22 protein-coding genes and 1 pseudogene are annotated in these 25,051 nt (G+C 58.5%); 15 read left to right on the top strand and 8 right to left on the bottom strand.

All coding sequences use genetic code 11. The annotated features are described in order from the left end of the window. Nucleotides 1-14: 14 nt before the first annotated feature. The 5 genes from NCR98_RS32195 (at nucleotide 15) to NCR98_RS33590 (ending at nucleotide 5,829) form a co-directional block, all read left to right on the top strand. Nucleotides 15-1,109 (top strand): ABC transporter ATP-binding protein, encoded by a 1,095-nt coding sequence (locus tag NCR98_RS32195; protein ID WP_250528440.1) that lies wholly within the window; start codon nucleotides 15-17, stop codon nucleotides 1,107-1,109. Next, complete coding sequence (locus NCR98_RS32190; RefSeq protein WP_250528439.1) at nucleotides 1,106-2,362, top strand: ABC transporter permease; 1,257 nt, start codon at nucleotides 1,106-1,108, stop codon at nucleotides 2,360-2,362. The genes NCR98_RS32195 and NCR98_RS32190 overlap by 4 nt, the downstream gene beginning before the upstream one ends. Nucleotide 2,363: 1 nt before the next feature. Next, on the top strand, nucleotides 2,364-3,203 hold the full coding sequence (locus NCR98_RS32185; protein WP_250528438.1) for an ABC transporter permease: 840 nt from the start codon (nucleotides 2,364-2,366) through the stop codon (nucleotides 3,201-3,203). A 212-nt stretch (nucleotides 3,204-3,415) separates the two neighbouring features. After that, entirely contained in the window at nucleotides 3,416-4,453 is a 1,038-nt protein-coding gene (locus tag NCR98_RS32180) for an ABC transporter substrate-binding protein (RefSeq protein ID WP_250528437.1), read from the top strand. A gap of 50 nt (nucleotides 4,454-4,503) precedes the next feature. Then, the gene (locus NCR98_RS33590; protein ID WP_350029546.1) at nucleotides 4,504-5,829 is read left to right on the top strand and encodes an NAD(P)/FAD-dependent oxidoreductase; all 1,326 of its coding nucleotides are present in this window, start codon (nucleotides 4,504-4,506) and stop codon (nucleotides 5,827-5,829) included. Here the strand turns inward: NCR98_RS33590 and NCR98_RS32175 are convergent. Beyond that, nucleotides 5,823-6,377 carry a helix-turn-helix domain-containing protein gene (locus NCR98_RS32175; protein WP_250528436.1) on the bottom strand — a complete coding sequence of 185 codons (555 nt, stop codon included), beginning with the start codon at nucleotides 6,375-6,377 and terminating at the stop codon, nucleotides 5,823-5,825. The genes NCR98_RS33590 and NCR98_RS32175 overlap by 7 nt on opposite strands. A gap of 155 nt (nucleotides 6,378-6,532) precedes the next feature. After that, complete coding sequence (locus NCR98_RS32170; RefSeq protein ID WP_250528435.1) at nucleotides 6,533-6,745, bottom strand: hypothetical protein; 213 nt, start codon at nucleotides 6,743-6,745, stop codon at nucleotides 6,533-6,535. 377 nt (nucleotides 6,746-7,122) lie between these two features. Between NCR98_RS32170 and NCR98_RS32165 the strand changes: the two genes are divergently transcribed. The 8 genes and pseudogenes from NCR98_RS32165 to NCR98_RS32130 all read left to right on the top strand — a co-directional run bounded on the left by NCR98_RS32165 (nucleotide 7,123) and on the right by NCR98_RS32130 (nucleotide 17,138). After that, nucleotides 7,123-7,278: a DUF2970 domain-containing protein gene (locus tag NCR98_RS32165; RefSeq protein ID WP_250528434.1), complete on the top strand. Its 156-nt coding sequence runs from the start codon at nucleotides 7,123-7,125 to the stop codon at nucleotides 7,276-7,278. Nucleotides 7,279-7,821: 543 nt separating this feature from the next. Beyond that, a pseudogene (locus NCR98_RS33720) lies at nucleotides 7,822-8,674 on the top strand (hypothetical protein); the annotation flags it as partial. 314 nt (nucleotides 8,675-8,988) lie between these two features. Beyond that, the gene (locus NCR98_RS32160) at nucleotides 8,989-9,192 is read left to right on the top strand and encodes a hypothetical protein (RefSeq protein WP_250528433.1); all 204 of its coding nucleotides are present in this window, start codon (nucleotides 8,989-8,991) and stop codon (nucleotides 9,190-9,192) included. Between the two features lie 667 nt (nucleotides 9,193-9,859). Further along, nucleotides 9,860-10,357 carry a Csu type fimbrial protein gene (locus tag NCR98_RS32155; protein ID WP_502799832.1) on the top strand — a complete coding sequence of 166 codons (498 nt, stop codon included), beginning with the start codon at nucleotides 9,860-9,862 and terminating at the stop codon, nucleotides 10,355-10,357. 10 nt (nucleotides 10,358-10,367) lie between these two features. Beyond that, on the top strand, nucleotides 10,368-11,141 hold the full coding sequence (locus tag NCR98_RS32150; protein WP_250528431.1) for a fimbrial biogenesis chaperone: 774 nt from the start codon (nucleotides 10,368-10,370) through the stop codon (nucleotides 11,139-11,141). A 6-nt stretch (nucleotides 11,142-11,147) separates the two neighbouring features. After that, complete coding sequence (locus NCR98_RS32145; RefSeq protein WP_250528430.1) at nucleotides 11,148-13,634, top strand: fimbria/pilus outer membrane usher protein; 2,487 nt, start codon at nucleotides 11,148-11,150, stop codon at nucleotides 13,632-13,634. Next, a complete protein-coding gene (locus NCR98_RS32140) occupies nucleotides 13,631-14,590 on the top strand; it encodes a Csu type fimbrial protein (protein WP_250528429.1) in 960 nt (319 codons plus the stop codon). The genes NCR98_RS32145 and NCR98_RS32140 overlap by 4 nt, the downstream gene beginning before the upstream one ends. Nucleotides 14,591-16,514: 1,924 nt before the next feature. Next, nucleotides 16,515-17,138, top strand: coding sequence for a PIN domain-containing protein (locus NCR98_RS32130; protein ID WP_250528428.1), 624 nt, complete (start codon nucleotides 16,515-16,517; stop codon nucleotides 17,136-17,138). A gap of 584 nt (nucleotides 17,139-17,722) precedes the next feature. Here NCR98_RS32130 and NCR98_RS32125 read toward each other — a convergent pair. Continuing rightward, nucleotides 17,723-18,415, bottom strand: a complete 693-nt coding sequence (locus NCR98_RS32125) for an SDR family NAD(P)-dependent oxidoreductase (protein ID WP_250528427.1) — start codon at nucleotides 18,413-18,415, stop codon at nucleotides 17,723-17,725. A 342-nt stretch (nucleotides 18,416-18,757) separates the two neighbouring features. Then, nucleotides 18,758-19,387 (bottom strand): glutathione S-transferase family protein, encoded by a 630-nt coding sequence (locus tag NCR98_RS32120; RefSeq protein WP_250528426.1) that lies wholly within the window; start codon nucleotides 19,385-19,387, stop codon nucleotides 18,758-18,760. Nucleotides 19,388-19,634: 247 nt separating this feature from the next. On the opposite strand from NCR98_RS32120, the gene NCR98_RS32115 reads away from it, so the two are divergent. Together NCR98_RS32115 and NCR98_RS32110 are read left to right on the top strand one after the other, a co-directional pair. Further along, entirely contained in the window at nucleotides 19,635-20,750 is a 1,116-nt protein-coding gene (locus NCR98_RS32115; RefSeq protein ID WP_250528425.1) for an alkene reductase, read from the top strand. Between the two features lie 212 nt (nucleotides 20,751-20,962). Next, complete coding sequence (locus NCR98_RS32110; RefSeq protein ID WP_250528424.1) at nucleotides 20,963-21,895, top strand: LysR family transcriptional regulator; 933 nt, start codon at nucleotides 20,963-20,965, stop codon at nucleotides 21,893-21,895. Here NCR98_RS32110 and NCR98_RS32105 read toward each other — a convergent pair. From NCR98_RS32105 to NCR98_RS32090, 4 genes are all read right to left on the bottom strand, one after another. Continuing rightward, on the bottom strand, nucleotides 21,872-22,588 hold the full coding sequence (locus tag NCR98_RS32105; protein WP_250528423.1) for an SDR family oxidoreductase: 717 nt from the start codon (nucleotides 22,586-22,588) through the stop codon (nucleotides 21,872-21,874). The two genes, NCR98_RS32110 and NCR98_RS32105, sit on opposite strands and share 24 nt — an antisense overlap. 89 nt (nucleotides 22,589-22,677) lie before the next feature. Next, a complete protein-coding gene (locus tag NCR98_RS32100) occupies nucleotides 22,678-23,349 on the bottom strand; it encodes a peroxiredoxin-like family protein (protein ID WP_250528422.1) in 672 nt (223 codons plus the stop codon). 38 nt (nucleotides 23,350-23,387) lie between these two features. Then, nucleotides 23,388-24,164: an enoyl-CoA hydratase/isomerase family protein gene (locus NCR98_RS32095; protein WP_250528421.1), complete on the bottom strand. Its 777-nt coding sequence runs from the start codon at nucleotides 24,162-24,164 to the stop codon at nucleotides 23,388-23,390. A gap of 63 nt (nucleotides 24,165-24,227) precedes the next feature. After that, entirely contained in the window at nucleotides 24,228-24,800 is a 573-nt protein-coding gene (locus NCR98_RS32090; protein WP_250528512.1) for a carboxymuconolactone decarboxylase family protein, read from the bottom strand. Nucleotides 24,801-25,051: the final 251 nt, after the last annotated feature.

The following is a 25,051-nucleotide window of genomic DNA, read 5'->3' as shown; positions in this document are numbered from 1 at the left end:
TCAGGAGACAACCCATGGAAAGCCAAAATCCGGCTTTTGTCGACTTCCGCCGAGTAAGTAAGACGTACGACGGACAGACGCTGGTCGTGGACCAACTCGATTTGCAAATCCGTCGAGGCGAGTTCCTTACCCTCTTGGGGCCGTCAGGGTCAGGAAAGACAACTTGCTTGATGATGTTGGCGGGGTTCGAGTATCCGACTGACGGCGAAATCTGGTTGGACGGACAGATGCTGAATCGAATTCCGCCGCATAAGCGCGACATCGGGATGGTGTTCCAGAACTATGCACTGTTTCCTCATCTGAGCGTCGAACAGAATCTGGAGTATCCATTGAAGGTTCGCAGGATGCAGCCGGCCGAGCGAACAAAGCGAATCGACCGCGCGCTGGCTATGGTGAACATGTCGACTTTCGCCAAGCGCATGCCTGCGCAGTTATCCGGGGGCCAGCAACAACGAGTCGCGCTCGCCCGAGCGCTGGTGTTCAACCCGAAGCTTGTGCTCATGGACGAGCCGCTTGGCGCACTTGATAAGCAACTGCGCGAGCATATGCAGGTCGAGCTTAAGTCCCTTCATGAGTCTCTTGGCCTTACCTTCGTCTACGTGACGCACGACCAGAGTGAAGCTCTGACCATGTCTGACCGGGTCGCGGTTTTTGACAAGGGGGTTATCCAGCAGCTGGACCGCGTCGATGCGCTCTACGAGACGCCACGCAACCTTTTCGTAGCGGGATTCGTTGGCGATAGCAATCAGTTGCGAGGCACGGTGACCGAGGTGGAGCACGGTTACTGCACGTTGCAAGTGGCCGACGGCTCCGCTATTCGTGCTCGGAACATCGATGGCTTGCGCACAGGCGCTGCCGGAACCGCCATCATTCGGCCTGAAAGAGTGTCGATTTCCGCGGGGACATCAGTCGGAGCCAACGCGCTCCAAGGCACGACGCTCGGAGCGATTTACTTCGGGGACCACGTTCGACTTCGATGTCGCATGGCCGGTGGCTCGGAATGCGTAGTGAAGCTCCCGCTTGAGCAAGACAGTGTGAGTCGTTTGCCCTCGGGTTCACCTGTGACGTTGAACCTTAACGCAGACCACCTTCAGGTTTTCGGGCAATGAGCACATTGATTCAGACTTCCCCATCGAGCACGGAGATTGCACGCTCACTCAAGCGTGTCAACCTTCGTCGGCACTTTATGGCGCTTCTGCTGGTTGCACCGCTCGCGCTGTTTAATATTGCGATTTTTGTTCTTCCCGTCGTCTCCATGCTCATGCGTGCGGTAGAAAGTCCGGAAATCGTAGATTCATTGCCTTCAACGACTGCAGTGCTACGCCACTGGAGCCCGAAGGAACCCGTGCCGGATGACGCATATAAAGCGATGATGCTCGATATCGAACGCAACGGCGCTGACAACGATTCGGGAAAGGCTGCTGGTCGACTCAATACACAGGTTGAAGGATTCCGTTCGCTGGTATCAAAGACTGCGGACAAGCTTCCCTTCGACGAGCACGATGACAAGCTTTTGCCGAAGGACATCCGTTCGAGATTCGTCGAGATTGATGCTCGTTGGGATGACCCGACTTACTGGGCGGCCATTGCACGCAATTCTTCCAGATACACAAGCCAATACTTGCTCGCAACGGCAGACCTTCGACGGCAACCAGATGGCTCAATCGCCTCGGTGAGCGGGAGAGCGTCTGCGTATCAAGATGTGTTCGGCCGGACTTTCTTGATTGCTATGTGCGTAACACTCGCGACTCTGGTACTCGGCTATCCGCTGGCTTATTGGATTTCGAAGATGCCCACAAGCCGAGCCAATTTGGTTATGGTCCTTGTGCTTTTGCCGTTCTGGACGTCAATTTTGGTACGCATTTCGTCTTGGGTCGTGCTACTTCAAGGGTCGGGCCTTGTCAATCAAATGCTGATGGCGCTTGGAGTGACGAACCACCCGCTGGCGCTGCTGTTCAATCGACCCGGGGTGCTGATTTCCATGACGCACATACTGTTGCCGTTCGCAATCTTGCCGCTCTACAGCGTCATGCGTGCCGTATCGCCTACCTACGTGAAAGCTGCAATCTCACTGGGAAGTCACCCGTTCGGCGCTTTCTGGAAGGTCTATTTTCCCCAAACGCTGCCTGGAGTCGGTGCGGGAGCGTTGCTCGTTTTCATTTCCGCCCTCGGGTATTACATAACACCAGCTCTTCTCGGCGGTGCGGGCGACCAAATGGTGAGCTACTACATCGCGTACTTCACCAACGTAGCGTTGAACTGGGGAATGGCGTGCGCCCTCGGCGCGGTGCTCCTTCTGGTGACGCTCATCCTCTTCGGCGTTTATCGGCGTATCGTCGGCACCAACTTCAGGTTGAACTGACATGAAGACCTCGATGCCGCGCTTTGCTCCGCATACGTCATTACCAGAAATTATCTGGCACTACCTTCATCGAGCCATCGGGGTGGGGGTACTACTGTTTCTCGTGCTCCCGATTGTGGTCATTATTCCGCTCTCGTTTAACGCGAACACTTTTCTAATCTATCCGATTCATGAGTTTTCGCTGCGCTGGTATCACAATCTGTTCACGGCCAGCGAATGGCTTCGTGCGGCAAAAAACAGCTTCATTGTTTCCCCATTTGCGACTTTCTTTGCAACGCTGCTCGGCACGCTCGCGGCCTTGGGGCTAAACCGTGCAACTTTCAAGGGCAAGGGCATTCTCACGGGTATGCTCGTGTCGCCGATGATTGTGCCAGTCATCGTGACGGCGGTCGGAATGTATTTGTTGTTCGCCCGGTGGGGTATATCGGGGACGTACGTCGGCCTTGTAATGTCACACACGGCCCTTGCTGCGCCGTTCGTAGTGGTGACCGTCTCGGCGACACTCTCGGGTTTTGACTACAACTACGTTCGAGCAAGCCTGAGTCTCGGGGCCTCGCCCACTTGGACGTTCTTCCACATAACACTTCCCATAATCGCACCGGGCGTTATCTCCGGAGCGCTCTTCGCGTTTGCCACGTCGTTCGACGATGTTGTCATGACGCTCTTCGTGGCCGGTCCGACGCAAGGGACGTTACCTCTGCAGATGTTCACGGGTATTCGCGAAAACATCACACCAACCATCGCGGCACTCGCCACGATACTTATCGCGTTCGCGAGCCTGCTCTTGCTCACGGCGGAGTGGCTCCGCGCGCGCAGCGAGCGACGTGTGCGAAGCCAGTAATAGAAATCTAATGCCATCTAGTTGCTGCCCGTGCAAGGCACGTTCTGAACACGCGTGAAAAACAAAATTACCTACGCGTTTTCCCCCTATAAAAATTCTTTGACATAAATTTTTGCACTAGATATTTTCTTGACTATAGCAACCGAGTTCGCAGGTCGCGTTGCGGACGCGTGCCTGAGTATTCAGACTCACAACCATTACAAGGTGTCGCAATGAAAATTTCGAAGGCGGTATCGGGGTTCTTGTGCTTAGCCAGCTTTGCAACGTGGGCGCATGCGGACGAGCTAGTCACTGTGAACTATGGTGGAGTAGTTGGCGAGGCGCAGAAACGCGCATGGGTCGAACCGTTTGCGAAGGCCTCAGGTATTTCAACGACCGCTGTTTCATACACCGGCGACCAAGCAAAGATTAAAGCGATGACATCGTCCGGTGACGTGACGTGGGACGTCGTCGAGATTGGCTCGCAGAATCTTGGTCGTGGGTGCCAGGACGGTCTGTACGAGAAGCTCGACTGGTCAAAGATTATCAGTAAGTCCGCACTTTCATCCGAAGCGGTCAGTCAGTGCGGTGCCGGTATCTTCGTTTCATCCACTGTGCTCGCCTACAACCCCACCCTTGTTAAGGGAACTCCTTCGGGCTGGAAAGATTTCTGGGACGTAAAGAAGTTCCCAGGCAAGCGTGGCATGCGCAAGGACGCGCATTACAACCTCGAAATCGCGTTGATGGCCGACGGAGTGCCGACGAGCCAAGTGTTCAAAGTGTTGGCGACCAAGGAAGGTCAGGACCGAGCGTTCCGAAAGCTGGAAGAACTGCGACCGAACATCCAATGGTGGGAAGCGGGCGCACAGGCGCCTCAGTTCCTTGCCGCTGGTGATGTGGTGATGACCACAGCCTGGAATGGACGTATCAGTGCCGCGCAGAAAGAAGGCAACAAGAATCTCGCTGTGTCCTGGCGGCAGAATATCGCTGACCTCGACTTCTTCGTTATTCCGAAGGGAACGAAGCGTAAGGAGGCTGCGGAAAAGTTTATCGGCTATTCCGTGGGTGAAACCGGGCAGAAGGCGTTCGCTGGCCAGATTAGCTATGGTCCCGTGAACAAAGCGGCACTGAAAGCGCTAGATACGAAGACTCTAGAGAACCTTCCAAACGCACCCCAGAACGCAGTCGACGCATTGACGGAAGACTTTGCTTTCTGGACGGACAACGGAGACGCGCTGGATAGTCGATTCAGCGCCTGGGCATCGAAATAGTCGGCAAACCAGTAGAGCCTTCTTATCCAATCACTCAAGCACGCCGCCCTATGGATGCAAACACTTCCCTTCCGCGTAGTCTCTGGGCTGCGACCGCGGCACCCGCACCTACATATATCCGAGCCGCGGGCGAGTTGACGGCACAGACCGTTATTGTCGGCGGAGGGTTCGTTGGTCTTAGCGCGGCATTGCATCTTGCTCTCCGTGGACGGAGAGTACTCGTTCTTGAGTCAGCTGAGCCTGGCTGGGGTGCGTCCGGACGAAATGGAGGACAGGCGATATCCGGACTTAAGATTCTTCCCGAGGAGCTACAACAACTGTTCGGGCAGGAATCCGGTGAGCGGCTTGCGCAGACGATGGGGGCGAGCGGGGAACTCGTCTTTGACCTCATCAAGAAGTACAACATCGACTGCCAACTTGAACGAAAAGGTTGGATACAAGCGGCCCACGGGGAGGCAGCGCTCAGCTTGATGCGAGAGCGGCATCGCCAATGGAAACAGCGGGGAGTTGAGGCCAACCTACTTGACGCCACCGAGACTGCCAAGGCTATCGGCTGCGCCCCGGGTATCTATGTGGGCGCTTGGCTGGACCCCCGTGGAGCGGTACTTCAGCCTTTGAGTTGGGCGCGAGGACTCGCTCGAGCTGTCATCGAAGAGGGCGGACGAATCGCAGCGAATGCGAGCGTTACAAGCATCACACGGAACGGTACACGTTGGACGGTCCAGACAACAGAGGCCACCGTCCAATGTGACCAAGTGCTTTTTGCCACGAATGCATATACGAGCGACCTTTGGCCGAAGCTCCGGCAGACCGTCGTTCCGGTGACTAGCTTTCAGGCGGCAACAGCGCCGTTGCCGATGAGTCTTCGACGTAGTGTTATACCCGGAGGACAAGGGGTGACCGATACGCGTCGTCTGCTGCATTACTTCAGACTCGACCACACGGGCCGGCTGGTTATGGGCGGCCGCTCACCTGTAGATGATGCCCCGACGTTCGCTGATGCCGGTAGTCTCAGGCGAGCAATCGGACGGACATTTCCTCAATGTGCCGATGTGCCTCTCGATTTCGTTTGGAGCGGAAGGGTCGCGCTTACTAAGGATTCCCTACCTCACGTTCACATGTTGGCAGATGGGCTTTATGCGGCACTTGGCTGCAATGGTCGGGGCGTAGCCAACGCCGCGATGGTTGGAAAGATGCTGGCCCAGCACGCAGATGGAATGCCGGCGGCTGAGGTCGCACTGCCCGTGACGACGCTTGACCCCTTTCTCTTCCACCGTTTCAGAAAGCTGGGTGTGCTGGCCGCTGCGACTTGGTATCGCATACTCGACCAGTTGGAGTCTCGTGGTTCTACTGAGACTCCCTTGAGCGCTCAATAGGTCGGCGGAGAGATTACCCAGACGACGACCGCTTCCGTTTCACCGGGATTCGCCCAGCGGAACGGCTCACGAGCGATTCGAAAGCTATCGCCCGCTTCGAGCTCAAACATATGTTCGCCAATCCAGACGTTGAGCACACCTTTGACGAGATAACCTTCTTCTTCCGTATCCCGTAGAGTTGGTTCGCGAAGCGAAGAGGCCGGTTCGAAGGTGCTCAGAAACGTCTCGAAGCTGCCGCCAATGTTTGGGGAAAGCAGTTCTTCGACCAAACCATCTGTCACAGTACCAAGTTTTCGTCTTGTTCCTGCCCGCTGGACGCGTCCGACTTCAGCGGCCGGCCGCGTGTCCGTTACAAAAAACCATCCAAGAGGAACGCCAAGGCACTGCGCTACTCGCCGTAGGTCAGAAATAGACATCTCTGCCCGCCCGCGTTCGAGCTGACTAAGAAAACTTGGAGACCGACCTGTCGCAAGAGAGAGCTCTACAAGCGTTTTAGAGCGTGCTTTGCGCAGCTTTCGAATCTCTTCGCCAAGAGCGACCATGTCCATCCCGAGCTCCGGCTCAGAGCCGAGATGTTCAGGCGCAGATATCGACTTAGGCAATTTTGGCTCCTGCTCAAGCACGCAGTCATCCACGGCGTTGCGAAAAAAATGTTTAATAATTTTCTCATAGAAAAAACATTATGCGAAGCAGTCTTTAACAGCTATTCAAAATCGGCATCTACGGTGACACGAATTTTTTGCATGCCGGCATTCGCTTGAACAAAGACTCGCTCAAAGATTGCAGGGCTCTCACGAGACGTGCGCACATCTAGTGGCAGTTGGTCGAGACAAAACGGGTCGCGCACAGCCATAGGACGTAACGTGAGCAGCATCTCAGAAAGCTTCCATGCCACATACGCTGCCGTCACCAGCATCTTCAGCAGTCGTCGAAACTCACTAGCGCATAAACGCTTCTAGCGGTGTGGACTTGAACGCGATAGAAAATCAGAAGCCTCTTCTATCGGCAGAGCTCAATTTGATGGATGTCCACACTGAGTGCTCCGACCTTCCACTCCGCCAGGTATAAGTACGTGTCGCTAACATTGTAAAAGAGTTCGTCCTCGGATCACGAACCTTGTTTGAACACCAAAATTGAAAAGAGCTTCGTATTGGATCGCGACCAGCGTTGATAGCTCAATGGTCGAACCGCGTTATCGCTTTCTGCTTACCTTGACTAGGCAACAACATCTTCTTCTGAACCCGCACCGTTTGCTGGACCATCTCGACATCAGTAGCGACTTTGGAGAACGTGATGGAACGCGTTCGGATGGTTTGCATGGTCATAGCCGGCTTCTTCGGCGTGCGAAAGCGGGCCGATTTGGCAAACGTGAACATGGTGCCGCTGCCGTTCGTCGCTGTGGCACTCGCGGCCGTGATTGGCCTGCTGATTTTTGGTGCTGTGCATTGAATAGTTGACGGCGTCAGTTCGTCACAGGGCTATCGTCACTTCTATGCGGCGTTGCAGCTCGACGCAAGCACGCTGGCGGCAACCGTCCTACGGCAGCTTTCGGCGAAGGTCACGACTTGCTATGTCGTCGATGTGGCGAAAAGCCGGCGCGACTGCGGCGATGTCCCGAGGCGGGAGCCGGAGCTGTTGATTTGCATCGAATTCTGACCCACTGAGGTTTGGACTGCGTCGTATCGCGAATGACGGCGAAGCGATGGTCAGCTGCCAGACCACAGCCGGGGCTCGAATGACGGCAAAGGCCGATGATCCGACGTCGGCGGCAGCAAGGGAATGACCGTTGCACTCAAAAAAAACACTTAACGCAGCGGCTTTCGCACGGCCGAGTTGGGTGAGAACTCGGTCCCAACTCCAAAAATTAGACTTTCAAACAACGGCGTGCCAACGCCCGTTGGAGCGAGGTTCGTCAGGCTTTCGCATGGGGCAGCCGACGTTCCCTCGTCTATATCCGGCTGATGGTCAATCCGCATCACTGGAGCCGAAGCTATGAGCCAAACCCGCGGTCGCAATGCGGGGTACCGAGACAAGGCAAATGGGCGGCAGCCTCACCACCTGTCTAAATCCACTTTTTCGCCGCCCGGCCGTACCCCCTCTCAGTTGCCTTCGAAAGAGCCTGCTTTAACGGCGTCAATTATTAAGACGCGATCGTTTCAGTTTCTAGTAGATGCGGTCGGCGCAGAGAATATTGCGTTGGCGCTGGACTCCACGCTGCCACGGGTAGCGGAACTGATGAAAGGCGAAAGATTTACGCCCGAGACTGCTTTCCACATGGAGACCACGCTTGGTCTGCCTCATGGGTATTTCGATGAGCCTTACCCCGCTCTTTCGCCCGAGCTCCTTCTTCGCTTGAAATCGCCTCTTGAGTTTGCCGAGCGGACGACGACGTCACGACACAGACGCCACCGGCGGCGGCCGTCCCTGTTATACAACACCAGCCGATTGTTGCGGACGGTTCGTCCGAGGATGCAAAAATGCCATCTCAGAAAACGAAGAGCTCGCACAGCAATGCGAAGACCGGGCGAGCTCCACTCGCCAAGCAGTCAGCCGAAAGGCCGACGCAAGAGCCGCTTCTAGCCGACGCGCAGCAATCGAAGCAACGGCGCCCCAACAACTGAGTCCGCCCGAAGGCGCTACGGTCGAGAACATCCGACGCACTAACCTTCATGTGCTCACTAAACGCAACGGATCAAAAGCCAAACTTGGTGTGGTAATGGGAATGAGCGGGTCGAACATGGCGCATCGACTGTATGGCAAGAAGCGCATGGACGAGACAGAAGCGAGTCGCTTCACCAAGCAGCTTGGCTTGCCAGCTGGCTGGTTGGACTATCCGCGCTCTGAAACGGGATCGCAGTAAGCGGTTTGAAGATAATGTATCTGGTTCGCCGATGCCGGATTGCTCAGAGACATGCTAACGCCAAGATCGATTGCCATGCGCGCTCCTTGCCGTGTCGACTTAGGCTGCAGTAGCGCCATAAGCACCGTTGACGCCGCGCGCGTCGCGCAAGCCTCTAGCAAAGATACGCCCCATGGCTAAGCTCGCTCGCCGAACGCTATCAACTATTTTGATTCACACGCTGGTGAGATAGCACCCGTGCTTCGCTAGCGTGTTACCTTGAATCACGCGCTGCTATCAGCGCCAAAGAGGTGGTAACGATGTCGCGCGAGATAAATTTTTGCCACGTTGAGCAAGTTATTCGTGCGCGTTTGCTAGCGGCGCATGATTTCGCCGACCATTCCGCCACGCATCGTTATGAAGTCATGGCTTGCCGGCATTTGCTCATTCGTTTTTTTAACGAGCACGACGTTAGCAATCACGACGCGCGCCGGCTCATAGCGCTGATTGAAGACGCGATTTGAATGCTGCCCGCGATTGAGTTTGACGGATGATCCAGAATCAGCAACTGGGGCTGCGACATATTCAAAACGCTTCTCCGATCATCGCCCGTTGGTCAATAATTTTTATTAGCGAAAAGTGACTAGGCTATCTGGCCGCCGGCAGGATGCATACAGCTTGCCTCGGGCAAGACTCGCACGAGCAGGCGATTGCTGTCCGCTCGCTGGACACCTTTATGCCGCCCACGCCTCATGCGTCCGGACGAATTGTTTTCGTTGATCTTGGGACGGGCGCACGACAGTTTCGGCATCACCCGCGCATTCGAACGGCAGAATAGGTGATAAGGACCAGCGAACGAGCCTTCGTAGGGACAGCTTGCTGCAGCGTACTAGCGCCGCTAACTGAATTCAATGCCCATCAGCTCAATGCCAGACTTCCTCCGATGATGTAGCCACGCAAATGCTGCAGCGACTCGCTCTCAGGCCAGCGCGCCGACACCAGCTTAACGAACTACAACCAGCTTTAAGGGACTACAAAGCAAGTATTACCTCATCGAGAACGCCGAATCTGTTTTTAAAGTATTTTTTCCCGTTGACGTTATCAGTTTTAGTGGCCGCTTTCCGCCGCTATTTGCTAAATATGTTGGGAGAAAAAATGAGCAAAAATACTGAGAGAACCGCGCGTCTAACGATGCGCGCGGGCACAATCGGCCTGGCTCTTGCGCTTGCAAGCGCCGCGCCCTTATTCGCACAGGGCGCAACCTCGAAAACGGCGACGTTCACCGTGTCGCTGACCATTCAAGCCGACTGCGACATTACGGCCAATCCGCTCGATTTCGGCTCGACGGGCATCATCCACGCGAACATCGACCAGACGACCACGGTCAACGTGACCTGTACGAAGGGCACGGCCTACAACATCGGGCTGGATCAGGGCTCGATCAGCGGCTCGGCCGTGGCGACGCGTCTTCTGGGCAGCACGGGTTCACCCACTCCGACAGTCAACTTCGGCCTCTATCGCGACTCGGCGCGCACTCAGAATTGGGGCCAAACGATCGGCACCGATACGCTCTCGGGCACCGGCACCGGCTCCTCGCAAGCCCTCACCGTCTATGGCCGAGTGCCGACGCAAACCGCTCCGGCGGCGGGCGCCTACACGTCGACCATCACGGCGACGGTTACGTTCTGAGGCCTCGGCAATGTCCTTTTTTCGTTCTTTCAAGCTCGCGGCCGCGGCGCTTGCCGTGGCGCTTGCCGTGCCCGCGCATGCCGGTTCGCTGCAGGTTTCGCCCATCCGCGTCGATCTTTCGCCCGAACAACCCGCCGCCGTCATGAAACTCCAGAACCGCGGCAGCGAGCCCATCACCGCGCAAGTGCGCGTGTTCGGCTGGTCGCAAACGCTCGACGAAGACCGTCTCGACGAAGCGCGCGGCATCGTTGCAAGCCCGCCGATCATCAGCATTCCTGCCGGTGGCGAGCAAACCGTACGCATCTTGCGCACGAGCCGCGAAGCGCCGGGCGGCGAGGAGACGTATCGCCTGCTGGTGGACGAGATTCCGCAAGCCGAAACGGCCCGCACGACTGGCGTGCGCATGCAGTTACGCTATTCGGTGCCCGTCTTCGCGAGCGCCACGTCCGGCCCAGCCACGCCCAAGGTCGATTTCACGCTGGAGCGCGCAAGCGCCGGCGCCGATCCGAAAGCCGCGCCCGCGCGCCTGATGCTGCGCGCCACCAATGCCGATGCGCTGCACGCGCAACTGAGCCAGGTGCGGATCGAATGGCCGGACGGCCGCGTCACCGAAATGGCGCCGGGACTTCTCGGTTACGCGCTTGCGCACGCGACACGCCAATGGCCTGTTGCGGATGCCGCCAGCACCGCAACCACCGCCACCGTGCACGCGACCATCAACGGCACGCCTGTCTCGACGCAGATCTCGCTCGCTAGCCCGCTCGTCGTCTCGTCGGCGAAGTGACGTGACGTGAAGGCCGGTCATGTCGAGAGCCGCAAAAGGCGCGGCGGCTGGCGCGCGCGTGCGCGTCTGCCGTTCGTGCTCGCGGCGAGCACCAGTCTCAGCATGGCGGTGAGCGCCGCGTGGGCCGCGCAGACGGTGACGTCGCCCGTGGCATCCGCCAGCGCCAGTGCTGCCAGCGCTGCCAGCGCGGCCAGCGCGGCGAACCCCAATCGCGATGGCGTGCTCTACCTGGAAGTGGTCATCAACGACATCTCCACGGATCAGGTCGCGCAGTTTTTCATGGTGGACGGCGGGCTCCACGCGATGCCGCGTGAGCTCGCGGAGATCGGCATTCTCGCGGACCAGACGCCCGTGGATGCGCAAGGCCGCGTGGCGCTTGCGACCATCGCCGGACTGTCGTACGCGTACCGGCCGGAACTGCAGCGCGTCGACATCCGTGTCGGCGACGCGCGCCGCGTACCGTCCACGCTCAACGACGGCTCGTTACGCCGCCCGACGACCTCCACTGCCACCGGCGCGCTCATCAACTACGAATTCACCGCGCAGCCGCAATACGAGTCGCGCTACGCGCTCTTCAGCGAGGAGCGCTTCTTTTATCCGGGTGGCACTTTAAGCAATACCGGCACCGCTTACCGATACGGCGAACGCACGGGCTACACGCGCCTCGATACGTCGTGGCGGCGCTCGAACCCCGAAACGATGATCACCACGCGCTTGGGCGATACGATCAGCTCGTCGCTCTCCTGGACACGCGCGGTGCGTCTCGGCGGCGTACAGGTGTCGCGCGACTTTTCGCTGCGCCCCGACCTCGTGACTTATCCGGTGCCGACGCTCGGCGGCTCGGCGGCCGTGCCCACCGCCGTGGATCTCTACGTGAACAACGTGCGTCAATACAGCGGTCAGGCGCCATCCGGCCCGTTCGTCATCAACGCGGTGCCGGCGGTGACGGGTGCGGGCGAAGCGACCATCGTCACACGCGATGCACTCGGCCGCAACGTGATGACCACGGTGCCGCTCTATATCGACGCGCGTCTGCTCGCCGCCGGTTTCACCGATTTCTCGATGGAAGGCGGCTTTCTGCGCCGCAACTACGGTTTCGATTCGCTCGGCTATTCGGGCGAGCCGTCGCTGTCCGCGTCGCTTCGCCATGGTCTTGCCGAACGTTTCACGGTCGAGGCACATGGCGAAGCGACGCGGCACATCGTCAATCTCGGCGTGGGCGGCCTGATCCGCGCGGGCGCGGCGGGCGTGGTCAACTTTTCCGTGGCGGCAAGTGCGGGCAAGAGCACGATACAGACCATCGGCTACGAGGGCGGCGTGCCCATCGCGGGATCGACCACCATTGGCGCGGGCGCTCAGTTCAGCGCGGGCTGGCAGTACCGCGCGCCGCTTTTGTCCGTCGACATGCAAGTGCAGCGCGCGACTTCGCATTACGGCGATCTGGCTTCCAGCGAAGGCGCGCCCGTGCCGGCATCGACTGACCGCGCAACGCTGGCCGTGCCCTTGCAGATCGTCGGCCAGCCGGGCGCGGTCAGCATGACGTACGTCGGCGTCGACGATAAATATTCGGGACGCTCGCGGATCGGCTCGCTCGCGTATTCGTCGTCGATAGGCGGGCGCGTCGCGCTCTCGGCAAGCGTCTATCGCGACTTCGGCACGACGCGCAATGCGGGGCTCTTCATCGCGCTCAGCATGCCGATCGGCAGCAGCATGAACGCGAGCGTGAGCGGCGGTTTCGACCAGCATTCGCCGCTCGTGAATGCGTCGCTCTCGCGCACGCCGGATTACGACGGCGGCTTCGGCTGGCAAGTGCAAGGCGGCCAGCAGAACGGCAGTGTGCAGGGACTTGCGCAGGGCACGTATCGCAATCGATATGGCGATGTGATCGGCTCGGTGTATCAGAACCGCGGACGCACGGCGACCGAGCTCGACGGCTCCGGCTCCATCGTGCTGATGGCAGGCGACGTGCTCGCGGGCCGACGCATCGACGACGCCTTCGCCGTGGTCGATACGAACGGCGTGGCAAACGTTCCCGTGCTGCACGAGAACCGGCTGATCGGCAAGACCAATGGCGCGGGTCATCTGCTGGTGCCGAACCTGCTCGCCTACGATTCGAACCATCTCGCCATCGACCCGCTCGGATTGCCCGCGACTACGTCGATCAGCGCGACGAGCCTGAACATCGCGCCGCAAGCGCGCGCGGGCGTGCTGGCGCGCTTTTCCATCGAGCACTTCAGCGGCGCGCAGCTCAAGCTCGTCGACGACGACGGCAAGCCTTTGCAGCCGGGCGCGCGCGCCATCGTGAGCGCAAGCGGCAAACAATACCTCGTGGGCTATGATGGCCTCACCTTCATCGACGATCTCAAGGCGCAAAACCACTTGCTCGCTCAATGGAATGCCGGTTCCTGCGAAGCCGATATCGCGTTCGCACCGCAAACCGCGCAGTTGCTCGAAACGCTCGGGCCGTTCGTCTGCCATGCGGTGACGCGATGAGACTGCTTCGTCGTGTGATCGCGTTGATCGTGTTCGTGCTCTGCGCCTTGGCCGTGGGCAACGCGCAAGCGCAGGTCTGCACGGCTACATCGACGGGCATGAGCTTCGGCTCGTACAGTCCGGTGACGGGAACGCCGAGCGCGAGCGCGACCATCGCCATCAAATGCTCCGGGCTGCTCGCAAAGTTGCGCGTGTGTGTCGCGCTTGGGCCGGGCGTCGGGCAGACGAGCTATGCGCCGCGTTACATGACGAACGGCGTGAGCACCTTGCAATACAACCTCTATAGCGATTCGGCGGGCACGAGCGTGGTCGGCTCGACGGCCGGACCCTACGGCCCTGCTTCTTATGATTTACCGGTAAACGCGGGCGCGGTGAACACGACCGTGACTGTGTACGGCAAGATACTGCCGTCACAATCCAGCGTGCAGGCGGGCAGCTTCGGTGCAACGTTCGGCAGCACGGCGATCGTCGGCTATCAGACGCTGCCGACCACCGGCACGTTTCTTGACTGCCTCGCGCTACCGGTTTTATCCGGGTCTTTCTCGTTTCCCGTGACGGCGAACGTCATCAACGACTGCACGATCTCGGCGTCGAATATCGACTTCGGCTCGAAGGGTCTGCTCTCCTCGACGCTGACGGCGGCGGGCAGCTTATCCGTGGCCTGCACCAATGCGGGCGCGTATGCCATCTCGCTTTCGGCGGGAAACGGCGTCAACGCGACATCCGCGACGCGCTACATGACACTTGCCGGCGGCAGCGACAAGATCGCCTATGGGCTGTATCCGAGCGCATCGTATTCGGTGCCTTGGGGCGACGGCACCTCGGGATCGACGACCGTAAGCGGCACCGGCAACGGCGCGACGCAAACCATCCCGGTGTATTCGCGCGTGCTTCCGCAACCGACACCGCCACCAGGCAGTTATAGCGATACGGTGATCGCGACGGTGATGTTCTGAGTCTGAGGTCCGTTGTTGATCTAAGCGCGCGCTCGTCTGCAAGCTAATGTCGCACTAGCTTGCCAGTCCTTCGGTCGCTTGCGTCACTAGATACTTGGCAATCGATCTAACCTTCTCGTTGCAACTAACCAGTGGCTAACATGCGCGCGCACGCGGTCATATGGATGCACCGGAAGCAAGTGTTGTCCAGGCCACGAGATCGATCATTGCTATTTGATGAACCAATCGCCTGCATGGTAAGGATTTCTAATCACCATTGCTAAATAGATTTCTTTCAATCTGGCACCGTCGGGCAACGTTCCTTGAAATATAAGTTACTTGGTGCTCAGTGTTCCGCTCGCTCTGACGCATAACGAGGGAATCGCCATCGATCGCTTAGAACCGGCATCCCATTGCTTGCCTTGGTCATGGTCTTTCTCAAGCTTGCGTCGGGCGGCGCCGCTCAAAACGAGGCGACCAAGCTCGCCCTTAGATGTTAGGAAGTAGTCCTCCAGGGTAGCGGTGTACAAGTGAGACGCAGGAGGTAGTGCCACGGAGCGCCAGCGCGTGCGAGAGATTGAAACGAAGAGGTTTTCCCATTAAAAATCACATTTCATAGTCTCACACAAGCAACTAGATCCGCCTTAGAAGCTGTCACCGCCGAGGTGCAGCGCCAGCCATTTTGGTTTTCCTCGGCGCTCTCTCAGGTTCTGACGTGCCAAGATTTCTGGCGCTGCAATGATCATATTACTAATGAACCGTTTGCTTGTCACTTAGTTGCATGACTCGCCCCCTTTCGAGCCAGTGACAATCGTGCCCTCTGATTTACGATAAAAAAAAGCCGACCAAAGAGGTCGGCTAAAAGTCCTGGCTGATCCGAGGGCCGTGCCAGAACCTGAGAGAAGGAGCACGACTATGACGTCTATCGGTAACCTTCACATGCACGCACGCAGCGATTTGTCTGTTCATTGTCTACGTCTGACAATTGTACATTGCCGTAAGCTCGATGTGTGATTAACAGTTTGAGTTCCAAAACATTGCACTGGAAGTAAACGTCACCCACGAAAAAGCGCAAATTCTCATCGCGAGAGTCTAACCAATCTGCGTTGCGCGTAGTCTGCAGAAACGTGCGTAAGGATACACACCGCGAAACAACGACGTACGACGTCGATTAACATTGGAACGGTCATATCAACGCCTAGTATCTTTCTTCGCCGCCGGCTCAACAGTGAGACGCTACGGTCCTGCTTCTGCCGATTTACCGGTGAGCGAGGGCGTGGTGAAACGACCGTGAATGTGTACGGCAAGATACTGCCGTCACGATCCATTCTGCAGGCGGGCAGTTTCGGCGCCACGTTCGGCAGCGCGGCGATTGTCGGATAACAGACGCTGCCAACCACTGACACGCTGCCGATTTGAGCCGGGTCTTTATTGTTTCCCGTGACGGCGAACGTCATCAACGACTGCACAATCTCGGCGTTGTATATCGACTCGGGTCAACGGGGCTGCTTTCGTTGACGTTGACGGCGGGGAGCAGCTTTTCCGTGGCCCACACCGATGCGGGCCGCTACGCTGCAGGTTCACATCCGGCGTGTCGTCCAAACGGCTCGCATCTACGCAACACGCGGCTTGACGCAAAGCTTGCTTGCATATGCATTTTGTATATGCAGAGAGGGCTACATGACTATACAGTCATCATACCGGCCTAGAGAGGTTCAACTATTCCGAACAATCGCAACCAAGCTGTGCGGATTTCCGTGGAATTCGAAATGCCTGGCGACCGCGTGTTGATCCACTGTAAAGGCGACAGACTAATCATCGAACCAGTTAAGACGCCGGAAAACATTCGCGAACTCTTGGCACACTGGCGCCAAGAGGAGCCTATAGGAGCTGACGACGGCTTTCCGGACCTCGAGGATCCTTTCGTCCCGCCGGAGAACGTGTTTTGAGCGGCTATCTGCTGGACACGAACATAATTAGTGACCTGTTTCGAAATCCGAGCGAACATTGTACGTCTCGGATCGAGCAGATCGGCCCTAAGTCGATCTGTACCAACACCGTGGCGGTGGCTGAGCTCCGCTATGGGTGTGCAAAGAAAGGCTCCGCGAAGTTGCTGTCCAAGGTCGAGGCTCTGCTTGGAACGATCCAGTGTTGCCCATGGACACTCCGGTTGATACAGAGTACGGCGGAATTCGTGCCGGACTGGAAGCCCTCGGGTGAACCAGCACCGGGGAAAGACAGACGCGTTTTCATAACCGCGAGTTTAGATCAAAAACACAGCTATCAGGATAATCATACTTATCTCGATAGACGCCTTTTTTGCAAAGATCGCACGTCACGGCCGCGAATACTCCAGAGCGATGCGGCAGGCTCAAAGTGGCCCAGGAGCCGCCAGTCGAGGCGTCTATTCACTTGGTATGCCCGAGGTCTCGTCCGTCCCGCGCAATGGTCGGTTTCCGCCGAGCAGATTAACAACGGTTTTGGCTCAAGCCGGCCATTATCTGCCGGTCCACCCTCTCGCGAAACAGGCATTGGAACGGCTCCTTTCCTGCTGATGGCGGCCGCTTAATGGCTCGGGAACAGGTAGTCTTCATGGCACGTCGCGTCCGCCACAGGAAGGCGCGCTCCTGGAGCTGCTCCGGTCAGCGAGAACGCAAATCGAGCGCAGCCACCGGAAAGGCAGTATGGTCGCGCTGGGCGTTGTCAGGACCGATTCTATCGCCAGCGAAGTCGTCCCGACTGCTTCGTGGGGCGCGCAGTCTCCCGCGTGCTTGCCCGCTTGCTTGCGCGCCAGCGTAGACGGGCTATAGCAGAGTGGCGAACTTTGCCGCGCCATCGGATCCAGCGCTGTCCATCCGGCTCCGCTTGCTTATTCCAGGGAATATCTGTGCTCGCCTGCGACCGCGTCAGACATTCTATTATCGAAAAGGCGGTGACCGACGCGACGGGAGTCTGGGATGTCGCGGTGGCCAGCCTTTGCCTGAGAAGGTTTGCAGAACCCAGTACGCGCCCCAGCCATTGCTCCGGAGCATCCGCAGATCCGCTAGATGAGGAGAGAGCGGGTGGTGGCACGTGCGCGCTTGTCTCGGCCATCACCTATCGTTAATCTGGCGCAAAAGGTCAGAAACCGACAACATGCCAGCAAACGGACTACTACCACGGAAGCGTCTCACCACGGTAGTTGTAGTAACGCAGTCCTGCCTTGCCCGACGACGCGGCTATCTGTTTTATTATCCCGGGGATGCTTTCATCAATGCTCAGGGTCGCATCGGCGCCGCCCATGTCCGTCCGAACCCATCCAGGATCGACCAGCGCAAGGCTTTGTGAAGCGCTCGCGTGGCGCGCGGCAAAGGATCGCATCAGCATATTCAAAGCCGCCTTGCTGGCGCGATAGACTTCCCATCCACCGCTTTCGTTTAGTGCCACGCTACCAAGACTTGAGGACATAATTGCTATCGTTCCTTGTTCTTTCACCTTGTCGTACAGCCGCTCAATGATGCGGATCGGACTCAACGCGTTTGTCACCATCAAACGGCTGAAGTCCTCGGTCGTAACCTCGTCCGCTCGATCCTCTGGACCAAGAGCGACACCGGCATTGACATAAAGGACATCAAACTCGTGATCAGGCAGACGGCCCGCGAGGGCTTCAATATCAGAGCTATCAGTGACGTCCAGCAGCTCGATACGTATCTGCCCCGGAAACGCCTGTTCTAAGCGATGCAGCGGCGTATTGCCACTTCGTACGGTAGCGACGACGTTCCAGTCTCGCGAAAGCCACTCTTGGGCAAGCGCGAGGCCAAGACCACGCGATGCACCAATGATCAAGACTTTGTTAGAGCCCGTCATATATCGATTCCTCCTTCAATAAGAATGTTGAGACGACAATTTCCAAGACCTAAAGTAACCGCTACGGCTCTTGGTGTGGCTATCGGAAAGTATGTTGGACACCTCGTACCGCGTGCAATCGCCCGGGAGTCATAAGACATATGCCGCCGAGTAATGACTGGACCGGTCGTCGCCGCCTAAACTCTTCGCCTTGGGCAAAATCGTGTGTCGGCGGCGAGCGGGCGGCCACAAGCCGACGTTCCCGCCGATGGCCTGGGCTTATCGAATGGCTTCCATCATGCGCGATAGCTGTCCCGACATTGTGCCTCTGTGTGCCGCAGAGCCTCGCGGGCACGCTTCCGTTCAACCGTTCTCTCTCGCAAGCAGTTCGAGCTTGCTGATCGCCTTCCTTACTGGCGCCCGTGCAAGCATCTCGTCGTACCAGCGTTGCACATGCGGTGTCATGTCCAGTGTCACGTTTGGGAAGGCTCGTCGCCATATCCATCCGAAGTGGGCGATATCCGCGATGGAGTATTCTTCGCCAGCGACGAAGGGCTGCCCGGCAAGAATTGCGTCGAGCAGTTTTAGTTGACGATTCGCCTCGACGGAAAAGCGCTCGATGGCGTGCGGCACCACCTCCGGTGCAAATTTGAGAAAGTAGCCCGCCTGTCCGAAGGCCGGGCTCAGTCCAGACGCGTGAGCGAACAGTTGCTCAAACGTGCGCGCCCGGCGTACGGGGTCCTGCGAGAGAAGCTTGCAGTGCTTTTCGGCGAGATAAACGAGAATGGCCGCAGACTCGGTCAGCGTGAAATTGTGGTCCTCGGTCGTCAGCACGGGTACTTTGCCGTTGGCATTCAATGCGAGAAATGCATCGCTCTTCTGCTCGCCCTTTCGAACGTTGATGGCGTGCAGCGTGTAGTCGAGTCCGAGTTCTTCGAGTGCAATCGGCACCTTGACGGAGTTGGGTGTGGCGAATGCATGAACCTGGTACATGGCGAATGATCCTTTTAGAGAGAGATACCGGCTTGGCGTGAGACGAACTGTGCGCGGCATTCGATCTCCGGTGAAGTCTGGCCGGAGTGATAAGCGTTATTCCCCCAAGGAATGGCTCAGGGTGCGCGGGGTCGGATGCTTCTCGCTATTCCTCGCAGGAATGACAGCTATCGCTCGTTGCTGTCTTCTGCGGAATCGTGCTTGCCCTGATGATCCATAGGTCTTCTCCCTTTTTCAGGCACGCGCAATGAACCCACTCTTTACTCCCACTCAGGTCGGCCCCTATTCGGTCAGTCACCGCGTCGTCATGGCGCCGCTCACACGGATGCGCACCGAAGCGCAGAACGTCCCCGGCGATCTGATGGTCGAGTACTACGCGCAGCGCGCTTCGGCCGGCGGCTTGTTGATTTCCGATGCGACGTCCGTGTCTCCGCTCGGCCTCGCCTATGTCGGCGCTCCAGGCATCTATACCGAAGCGCACGCGCGCGGCTGGAGACGCGTCACTGACGCTATCCACGCGAAAGGCGGACGTATCTTCCTGCAGTTATGGCATGCGGGGCGACAGGCGCATCCCGCCAACATCGGCGGAGAATTGCCGGTTGCGCCTTCTGCCATCCGTGCATACGAGCACTCGGCGATCCACGATGAAAGCGGCCAGGTTGTCGAAGTCGAACAGGTCGTTCCGCGAGCACTCGAACTTGATGAGATTGCTGCTGTTATCGAAGAATTTCGTCACGCTGCGAGGCTTGCGAAAGAGGCCGGCTTTGATGGTGTCGAACTACATGCCGCTAATGGTTATCTGCCCGACCAGTTTCTGCAGGACGGCTCAAACCACCGCACGGATGCGTACGGTGGTTTGCCCGAGAACCGGGCGCGCTTTCTGTTCGAGGTGATCGAAGCAATCGCTTCGGTGTGGGACGCCGACCAAATCGCAGTCCGCCTATCGCCGGGAAGCTCGTATGGCACGATGTCCGATAGCGATCCGCATGCCACGTTCGGGTACGTCGCGCGGCGCCTGGACGGCTATGGGCTCGCGTATCTGCATGTCGTCGAGCCGCGTGTGCGCGGTAACGATGACGTCGCCGCAGCGGCGTCCGCCGTCTCGGCGAAAGACTTGCGACGCGTGTTCAAAGGCACGCTCATCGCGGCAGGCGGCTTCACGGCGGATAGCGCACATCGCATGATCGAAGCAGGCGACGCTGATCTCGTCGCATTCGGGCGCCTGTTTGTCTCCAATCCAGATCTGCCTGAGCGGCTGCGCATCGGGGCACCGTTGAACCATTACGACCGCTCGACGTTCTACGGCGGCAACGCACGCGGTTACACCGATTATTCCTTCCATAGCCTCGCGCCGGTTGCCTGAACCGGAGTGCACGCATCGCAAACTGGCCTCGCCGCAGGATCGTCTGTAGCGGGGCCGCTTGTATTTGCGGATTGCTTTCGTGAACGGAGACAGATGACAGAGACCGATCATCGGCAATTTCCATCGACCGGATGTTGTGACGCGCTAGACTTCCGCCTGAATACATCTCAGCCACAACAGGGACTTTCGCGGTCCAAAGGAGAAGCAACGGCATGGACCGGATGGCAGCAATGGAAACGTATGTCAGCGTCGTAGAGGCGGGTTCATTCTCGGCGGCCGCCAAGCGGCTCAAACTAGGGCAACCGGCCGTATCGAAGTCGATCGCTCAGCTCGAAGAACGGCTCGGCGTGCGGCTTTTGTTGCGCTCGACCCGCGGCCTGGCGCCCACCGATGCAGGCCAGCGCTTTTACGAGCACGCAAGGCGCGCAATCGAAGAAGTGGACCTCGCCGAGCATGTCGCGCGCAACGCGTCGACCGGACTATCCGGTGTGTTGCGCATCAGCGCCGCTGTGACCTTCGCGCGATTGCATATCCTGCCGGCACTGAAGATGTTTATGGACCGGCACCCTAACTTGCAGATCGATATCGTGCTGGACGATCGCACCATCGACCTGCTCGAAAAAGGCGTAGACGTGGCGCTGCGTATGGGCTCGCTCGACGATTCGACGATGACCGCACGCCGCATCGCGCAAAGCCGTCGGCTGCTGGTCGGCACGCCTGCGTATTTCGCCGAAGCAGGTGTGCCGAAGACCCCTGCGGAGCTCAGTCAGCATCAGGTGATCGTGTATTCGTTGCGAGGTGGTGGCGAGTCGTGGGCGTTCAGCCAGCAGGGCAAGGAAGTGGCGGTGGTGGTGTCGGGGCGCGTCAGCGTGAGCGCCGCCGAGGGCATGCGTACAACGGTGCTTAGCGGCATGGGTCTGGCAATCGCGTCGGAATGGATGTTCTCGCCGGAACTTGCTAACGGCTCGGTCCAAGCCGTCCTGACCGACTGGGAACTGCCCCCGATCGACCTGTGGGCAGTGTTTCCGGCCGGACGCCTGGTGAGTGCAAAGGCGCGGGCGTTCGTCGCCTTCGTGGAAGGGTTACTCGGGGCCGCAGGCACAGACACCGGAAGTGCGCCTTCAGAAAGCGAGCTTGCCGATTGACGCACCGCCGTCGACGTAAAGCGTCTGACCGGTCATGAAGGCGGCCGCATCCGAAAGCAGAAACGCGATCGTCGCGGCGATCTCATGAGGCTGGCCGAAGCGATTCATCGGTATTGCAGACAGATAGCGCTTCTCGCCCTCGCTTCCGGGTGGGTTGTTGGCGCGAAACAGCGCGGTCTCGGTCGGACCCGGTGCGACGGCATTCACCGTGATCCCCGTGCCTGCCAGTTCCAGCGCCCACGAACGCGCAAAGCTTACCAGCGCCGCTTTCGCCGCTGCATACGCCGTGCGTTGCGTCATGCCGAGAATCGTCAGGCTAGAAATGTTCACGACGCGTCCCCAGCCGCGTTCCTGCATGCCGGGAAGCAGCGCCTGAACCGTTTGCACGGCAGGGTGAAGATTCAGCGCGAGAACGTCGTCGAGATCGTTTAGCGCGACTTCCCCCAGACGTTGCGGCCTGACTAATGCGACGTTGTTCACCACGCCATCGAACGCATGACGTCGCACGAGGTCATCGAGCGCCGCACCGGTTGCGGCAGGGTCGGCCAGATCGACACGGACCAGTTCGCCAGGAAAATCGCTTGCTTCACGCGCGAGACCCACCACGTGGTGGCCATCGGCAATCAGTTGTTCTGTCAACGCGAGGCCAATGCCTTTGGTCGCGCCGGTGATGAGAAATGTACGCTGTGTCATCAAATGTCCTTCTAGAACCCGAGAGAATCGAAAGGCCGTGCCGATTCTTCGGCGCGGCCTTGCAGTCGCCTGGCGTTGAGCGGTAGAGCTCAGGCGCTGGCCGTCGCCTTTTCCAGAACTGGGAACATATCCGACGGGTCTGGACGACGCGTATAGTCCGGGTTGACCTCCGAATACAACACAGTTCCATCCTGTCCAATGACATAACGCGCCGGCATCGGCAGGGTCCAGCTCGGGTCGTTATTGAACGCGGGCAGGTCGTTCCTCAGGTTCTTGTACAACTCGACCAGATAGTCGGGCAACGCGAAGCGCAGGCCGAAGTCGGCGCCGGTTTGACCGTTCACGTCGCTCAGCACGGGAAAGCGGAGTTCGTTGGTGCGCACGGACTTGCGGCTGTTGACCGGCGTTTGCGGAGAAATCGCCACGACGTTCGCGCCATAGGCCTGAATCCGCGGCAGCACCTCGTTGATCGCCTGCAATTCGATATTGCAATACGGGCACCAGACACCGCGATAGAACGTCACCACCAGCGGACCCTTCACCAGCAACGCAGCGGACGACACATCGTTGCCATCCTGATCCTTGAGGTTGAAATGCGGGGCACGGTCGCCGGCCTTGAGCGCGCGGCCGGCTTGCCCGCTGACGATCAGTTCTGCCGTCGCGCGTTCCATCACCGGATGAATCTCCGGTGGTGCGTTGAAGGGCGGCTTGCCCGCCTTAAAGTCGACCCGGAATGCGTCGAGTTTGTCTTGTAGTGACATGATTGTTCTCCGTCGAGAGGAATAAAGAAACAGGGAATTTAGGCTGCGTTCTGCGCTGCTGCGATACGCGCCACTTCGGCCGCAGTGATGCCTTCGAGCGCAAGGCCGTAGCCGATGCCTTCGTCGATCACACGACGCAGGCGTTGAGTCAGGCCGATGCGCGTGTATTTAGTGGTGAGCGGCGGCTGCTTTGCGATCGTTGCGGCGATGGTGTGCGCACGTTCGAGCAACTGATCTGCAGGCACGATTTCATTCACCACACCCAGCAACTGCGCCTCTGCAGCGTCGAGCTTTTGCTGCGTGAGCACGAAGTACCGGCCGCGAATGCTGCCGATCATTTCCGGCCACAGCAGATGCACGCCATCATTGGGTGCAATACCGAATGCAGCATGCGGCATGTCCTGGAACACGGTCTCGGGCGTCGCCACGACGATGTCGCACAGCAAGACATATTCGGAATGCAGCAGGACCGGGCCGTTGAGCGCGGCGATCATCGGCACTTCGATGTCGAGGATATTCATCAGGATCTTGCGGCCTTCGCGGAAAATCTTGTCGTAGCCGCGTGGCGTGAAGAAATCGAAGCCTTCCGGCGAGATCGCGTCCATGAATGCGTCGCCACTCCCCGTCAGGATGACCACGCGGTTATCCGGATCTTCGCCGATCTGATGAAACATATCGGTGAACTGCTCATGCGTGAGGCCGTTGAACACGAGCTTCTCGCCTTCGGTGTGGAAACGGACCTCGAGCACACCGTTCGGTGTGCGGGTCAGTCGTGCATTGGGGTAAGCGTTTTTATAGCAGTCGAACGTGGACATGGCGGTCTCTCGGCGAGCTTCTGTAAGGGTTACACGGGAGCCGTCAGGGCTCCCCGAGACGGCTTAGGCCGCAGCAGCGACAGCGACCGGTTTGGTCCACTCGTTACCGGCCATGAAGCCGTCGAGTTCGGTGTGGACGATGTGGTTTGTGTAGTTGCTCATCACCTTGGTCGCCACGCCTAGGATCACTTCAAGGACGTTCTGACGGGTGTAGCCGGCAGCAAGAAACGCGTCGACGTCGGCATCCGGGACGAAACCCCGCTCACGCACCACAAGCGTCGTAAAGCGATGCAGCGCTTCGAGGTTTGCATCGGGCAGCGGCGTGCCGGCGCGCAGTGCGGCGATCACACCTGCGTCCATCTTGATCATCTTTGCGAGCGTACTGTGACCGGCCATGCAGTAGTGGCAGTTATTCTCGAAGTTCGATGTAAGGTAGACGACCTGCTGTTCGTGCGGCGTCAGCGTGCTTTTCGAGAAAAGGTCCCACAGCGCCGAGTAAGCGGCCAGCAGCGCGGGCGATTCCGCCATATGCGCCTGAAGATTGGGGACGAAGCCAAATGCGCGCTTCGTGTCTTCGAGAACGGCCTTCGAGGCGGCCGGTGCGTTATCGATCGAGTAGGTCGGGAAGTTGCTCATCCTGTGCTCCTGTTTGTTGACGGTGAGCAAATGATGAGGGTCAGCGCTTTTTCGAAGAAGGCAGGCGTCGTCGATAACAGTCATTCCTGGGAGGCATAAAGCGAGGGGGCATTGAAGTGGGTTAGCCGAAAAATGCTGACGGTTCACGCACCGGGAAGAATTGTTCAGGGCTCGGTCGACTGCCTTCGGTCTCGGCATTGGCAAGGAGCAGGCCGCTTCAACTTCGAAAGCGGACGCACAACTCGCGGGGA

It is taken from the genome of Caballeronia sp. GAWG2-1 (assembly GCF_023631405.1).
Classification (GTDB): domain Bacteria; phylum Pseudomonadota; class Gammaproteobacteria; order Burkholderiales; family Burkholderiaceae; genus Caballeronia.
Note: the sequence above shows the minus strand (reverse complement) of the source record. Positions and strands in the feature narration are given on the sequence as shown.

Coding starts and splice junctions, on each gene's coding strand:
- NCR98_RS33590 (WP_350029546.1), top strand. CDS start 4,504: ATGGATGCAAACACTTCCCTTCCGCGTAGTCTCTGGGCTGCGACCGCG.
- NCR98_RS32105 (WP_250528423.1), bottom strand. CDS start 22,588: ATGACACAGCGTACATTTCTCATCACCGGCGCGACCAAAGGCATTGGC.
- NCR98_RS32140 (WP_250528429.1), top strand. CDS start 13,631: ATGAGACTGCTTCGTCGTGTGATCGCGTTGATCGTGTTCGTGCTCTGC.
- NCR98_RS32185 (WP_250528438.1), top strand. CDS start 2,364: ATGAAGACCTCGATGCCGCGCTTTGCTCCGCATACGTCATTACCAGAA.
- NCR98_RS32180 (WP_250528437.1), top strand. CDS start 3,416: ATGAAAATTTCGAAGGCGGTATCGGGGTTCTTGTGCTTAGCCAGCTTT.
- NCR98_RS32115 (WP_250528425.1), top strand. CDS start 19,635: ATGAACCCACTCTTTACTCCCACTCAGGTCGGCCCCTATTCGGTCAGT.
- NCR98_RS32160 (WP_250528433.1), top strand. CDS start 8,989: ATGTCGCGCGAGATAAATTTTTGCCACGTTGAGCAAGTTATTCGTGCG.
- NCR98_RS32100 (WP_250528422.1), bottom strand. CDS start 23,349: ATGTCACTACAAGACAAACTCGACGCATTCCGGGTCGACTTTAAGGCG.
- NCR98_RS32095 (WP_250528421.1), bottom strand. CDS start 24,164: ATGTCCACGTTCGACTGCTATAAAAACGCTTACCCCAATGCACGACTG.
- NCR98_RS32170 (WP_250528435.1), bottom strand. CDS start 6,745: ATGCTGGTGACGGCAGCGTATGTGGCATGGAAGCTTTCTGAGATGCTG.
- NCR98_RS32175 (WP_250528436.1), bottom strand. CDS start 6,377: ATGGACATGGTCGCTCTTGGCGAAGAGATTCGAAAGCTGCGCAAAGCA.
- NCR98_RS32190 (WP_250528439.1), top strand. CDS start 1,106: ATGAGCACATTGATTCAGACTTCCCCATCGAGCACGGAGATTGCACGC.
- NCR98_RS32120 (WP_250528426.1), bottom strand. CDS start 19,387: ATGTACCAGGTTCATGCATTCGCCACACCCAACTCCGTCAAGGTGCCG.
- NCR98_RS32195 (WP_250528440.1), top strand. CDS start 15: ATGGAAAGCCAAAATCCGGCTTTTGTCGACTTCCGCCGAGTAAGTAAG.
- NCR98_RS32125 (WP_250528427.1), bottom strand. CDS start 18,415: ATGACGGGCTCTAACAAAGTCTTGATCATTGGTGCATCGCGTGGTCTT.
- NCR98_RS32110 (WP_250528424.1), top strand. CDS start 20,963: ATGGACCGGATGGCAGCAATGGAAACGTATGTCAGCGTCGTAGAGGCG.
- NCR98_RS32150 (WP_250528431.1), top strand. CDS start 10,368: ATGTCCTTTTTTCGTTCTTTCAAGCTCGCGGCCGCGGCGCTTGCCGTG.
- NCR98_RS32090 (WP_250528512.1), bottom strand. CDS start 24,800: ATGAGCAACTTCCCGACCTACTCGATCGATAACGCACCGGCCGCCTCG.
- NCR98_RS32165 (WP_250528434.1), top strand. CDS start 7,123: ATGGAACGCGTTCGGATGGTTTGCATGGTCATAGCCGGCTTCTTCGGC.
- NCR98_RS32155 (WP_502799832.1), top strand. CDS start 9,860: ATGCGCGCGGGCACAATCGGCCTGGCTCTTGCGCTTGCAAGCGCCGCG.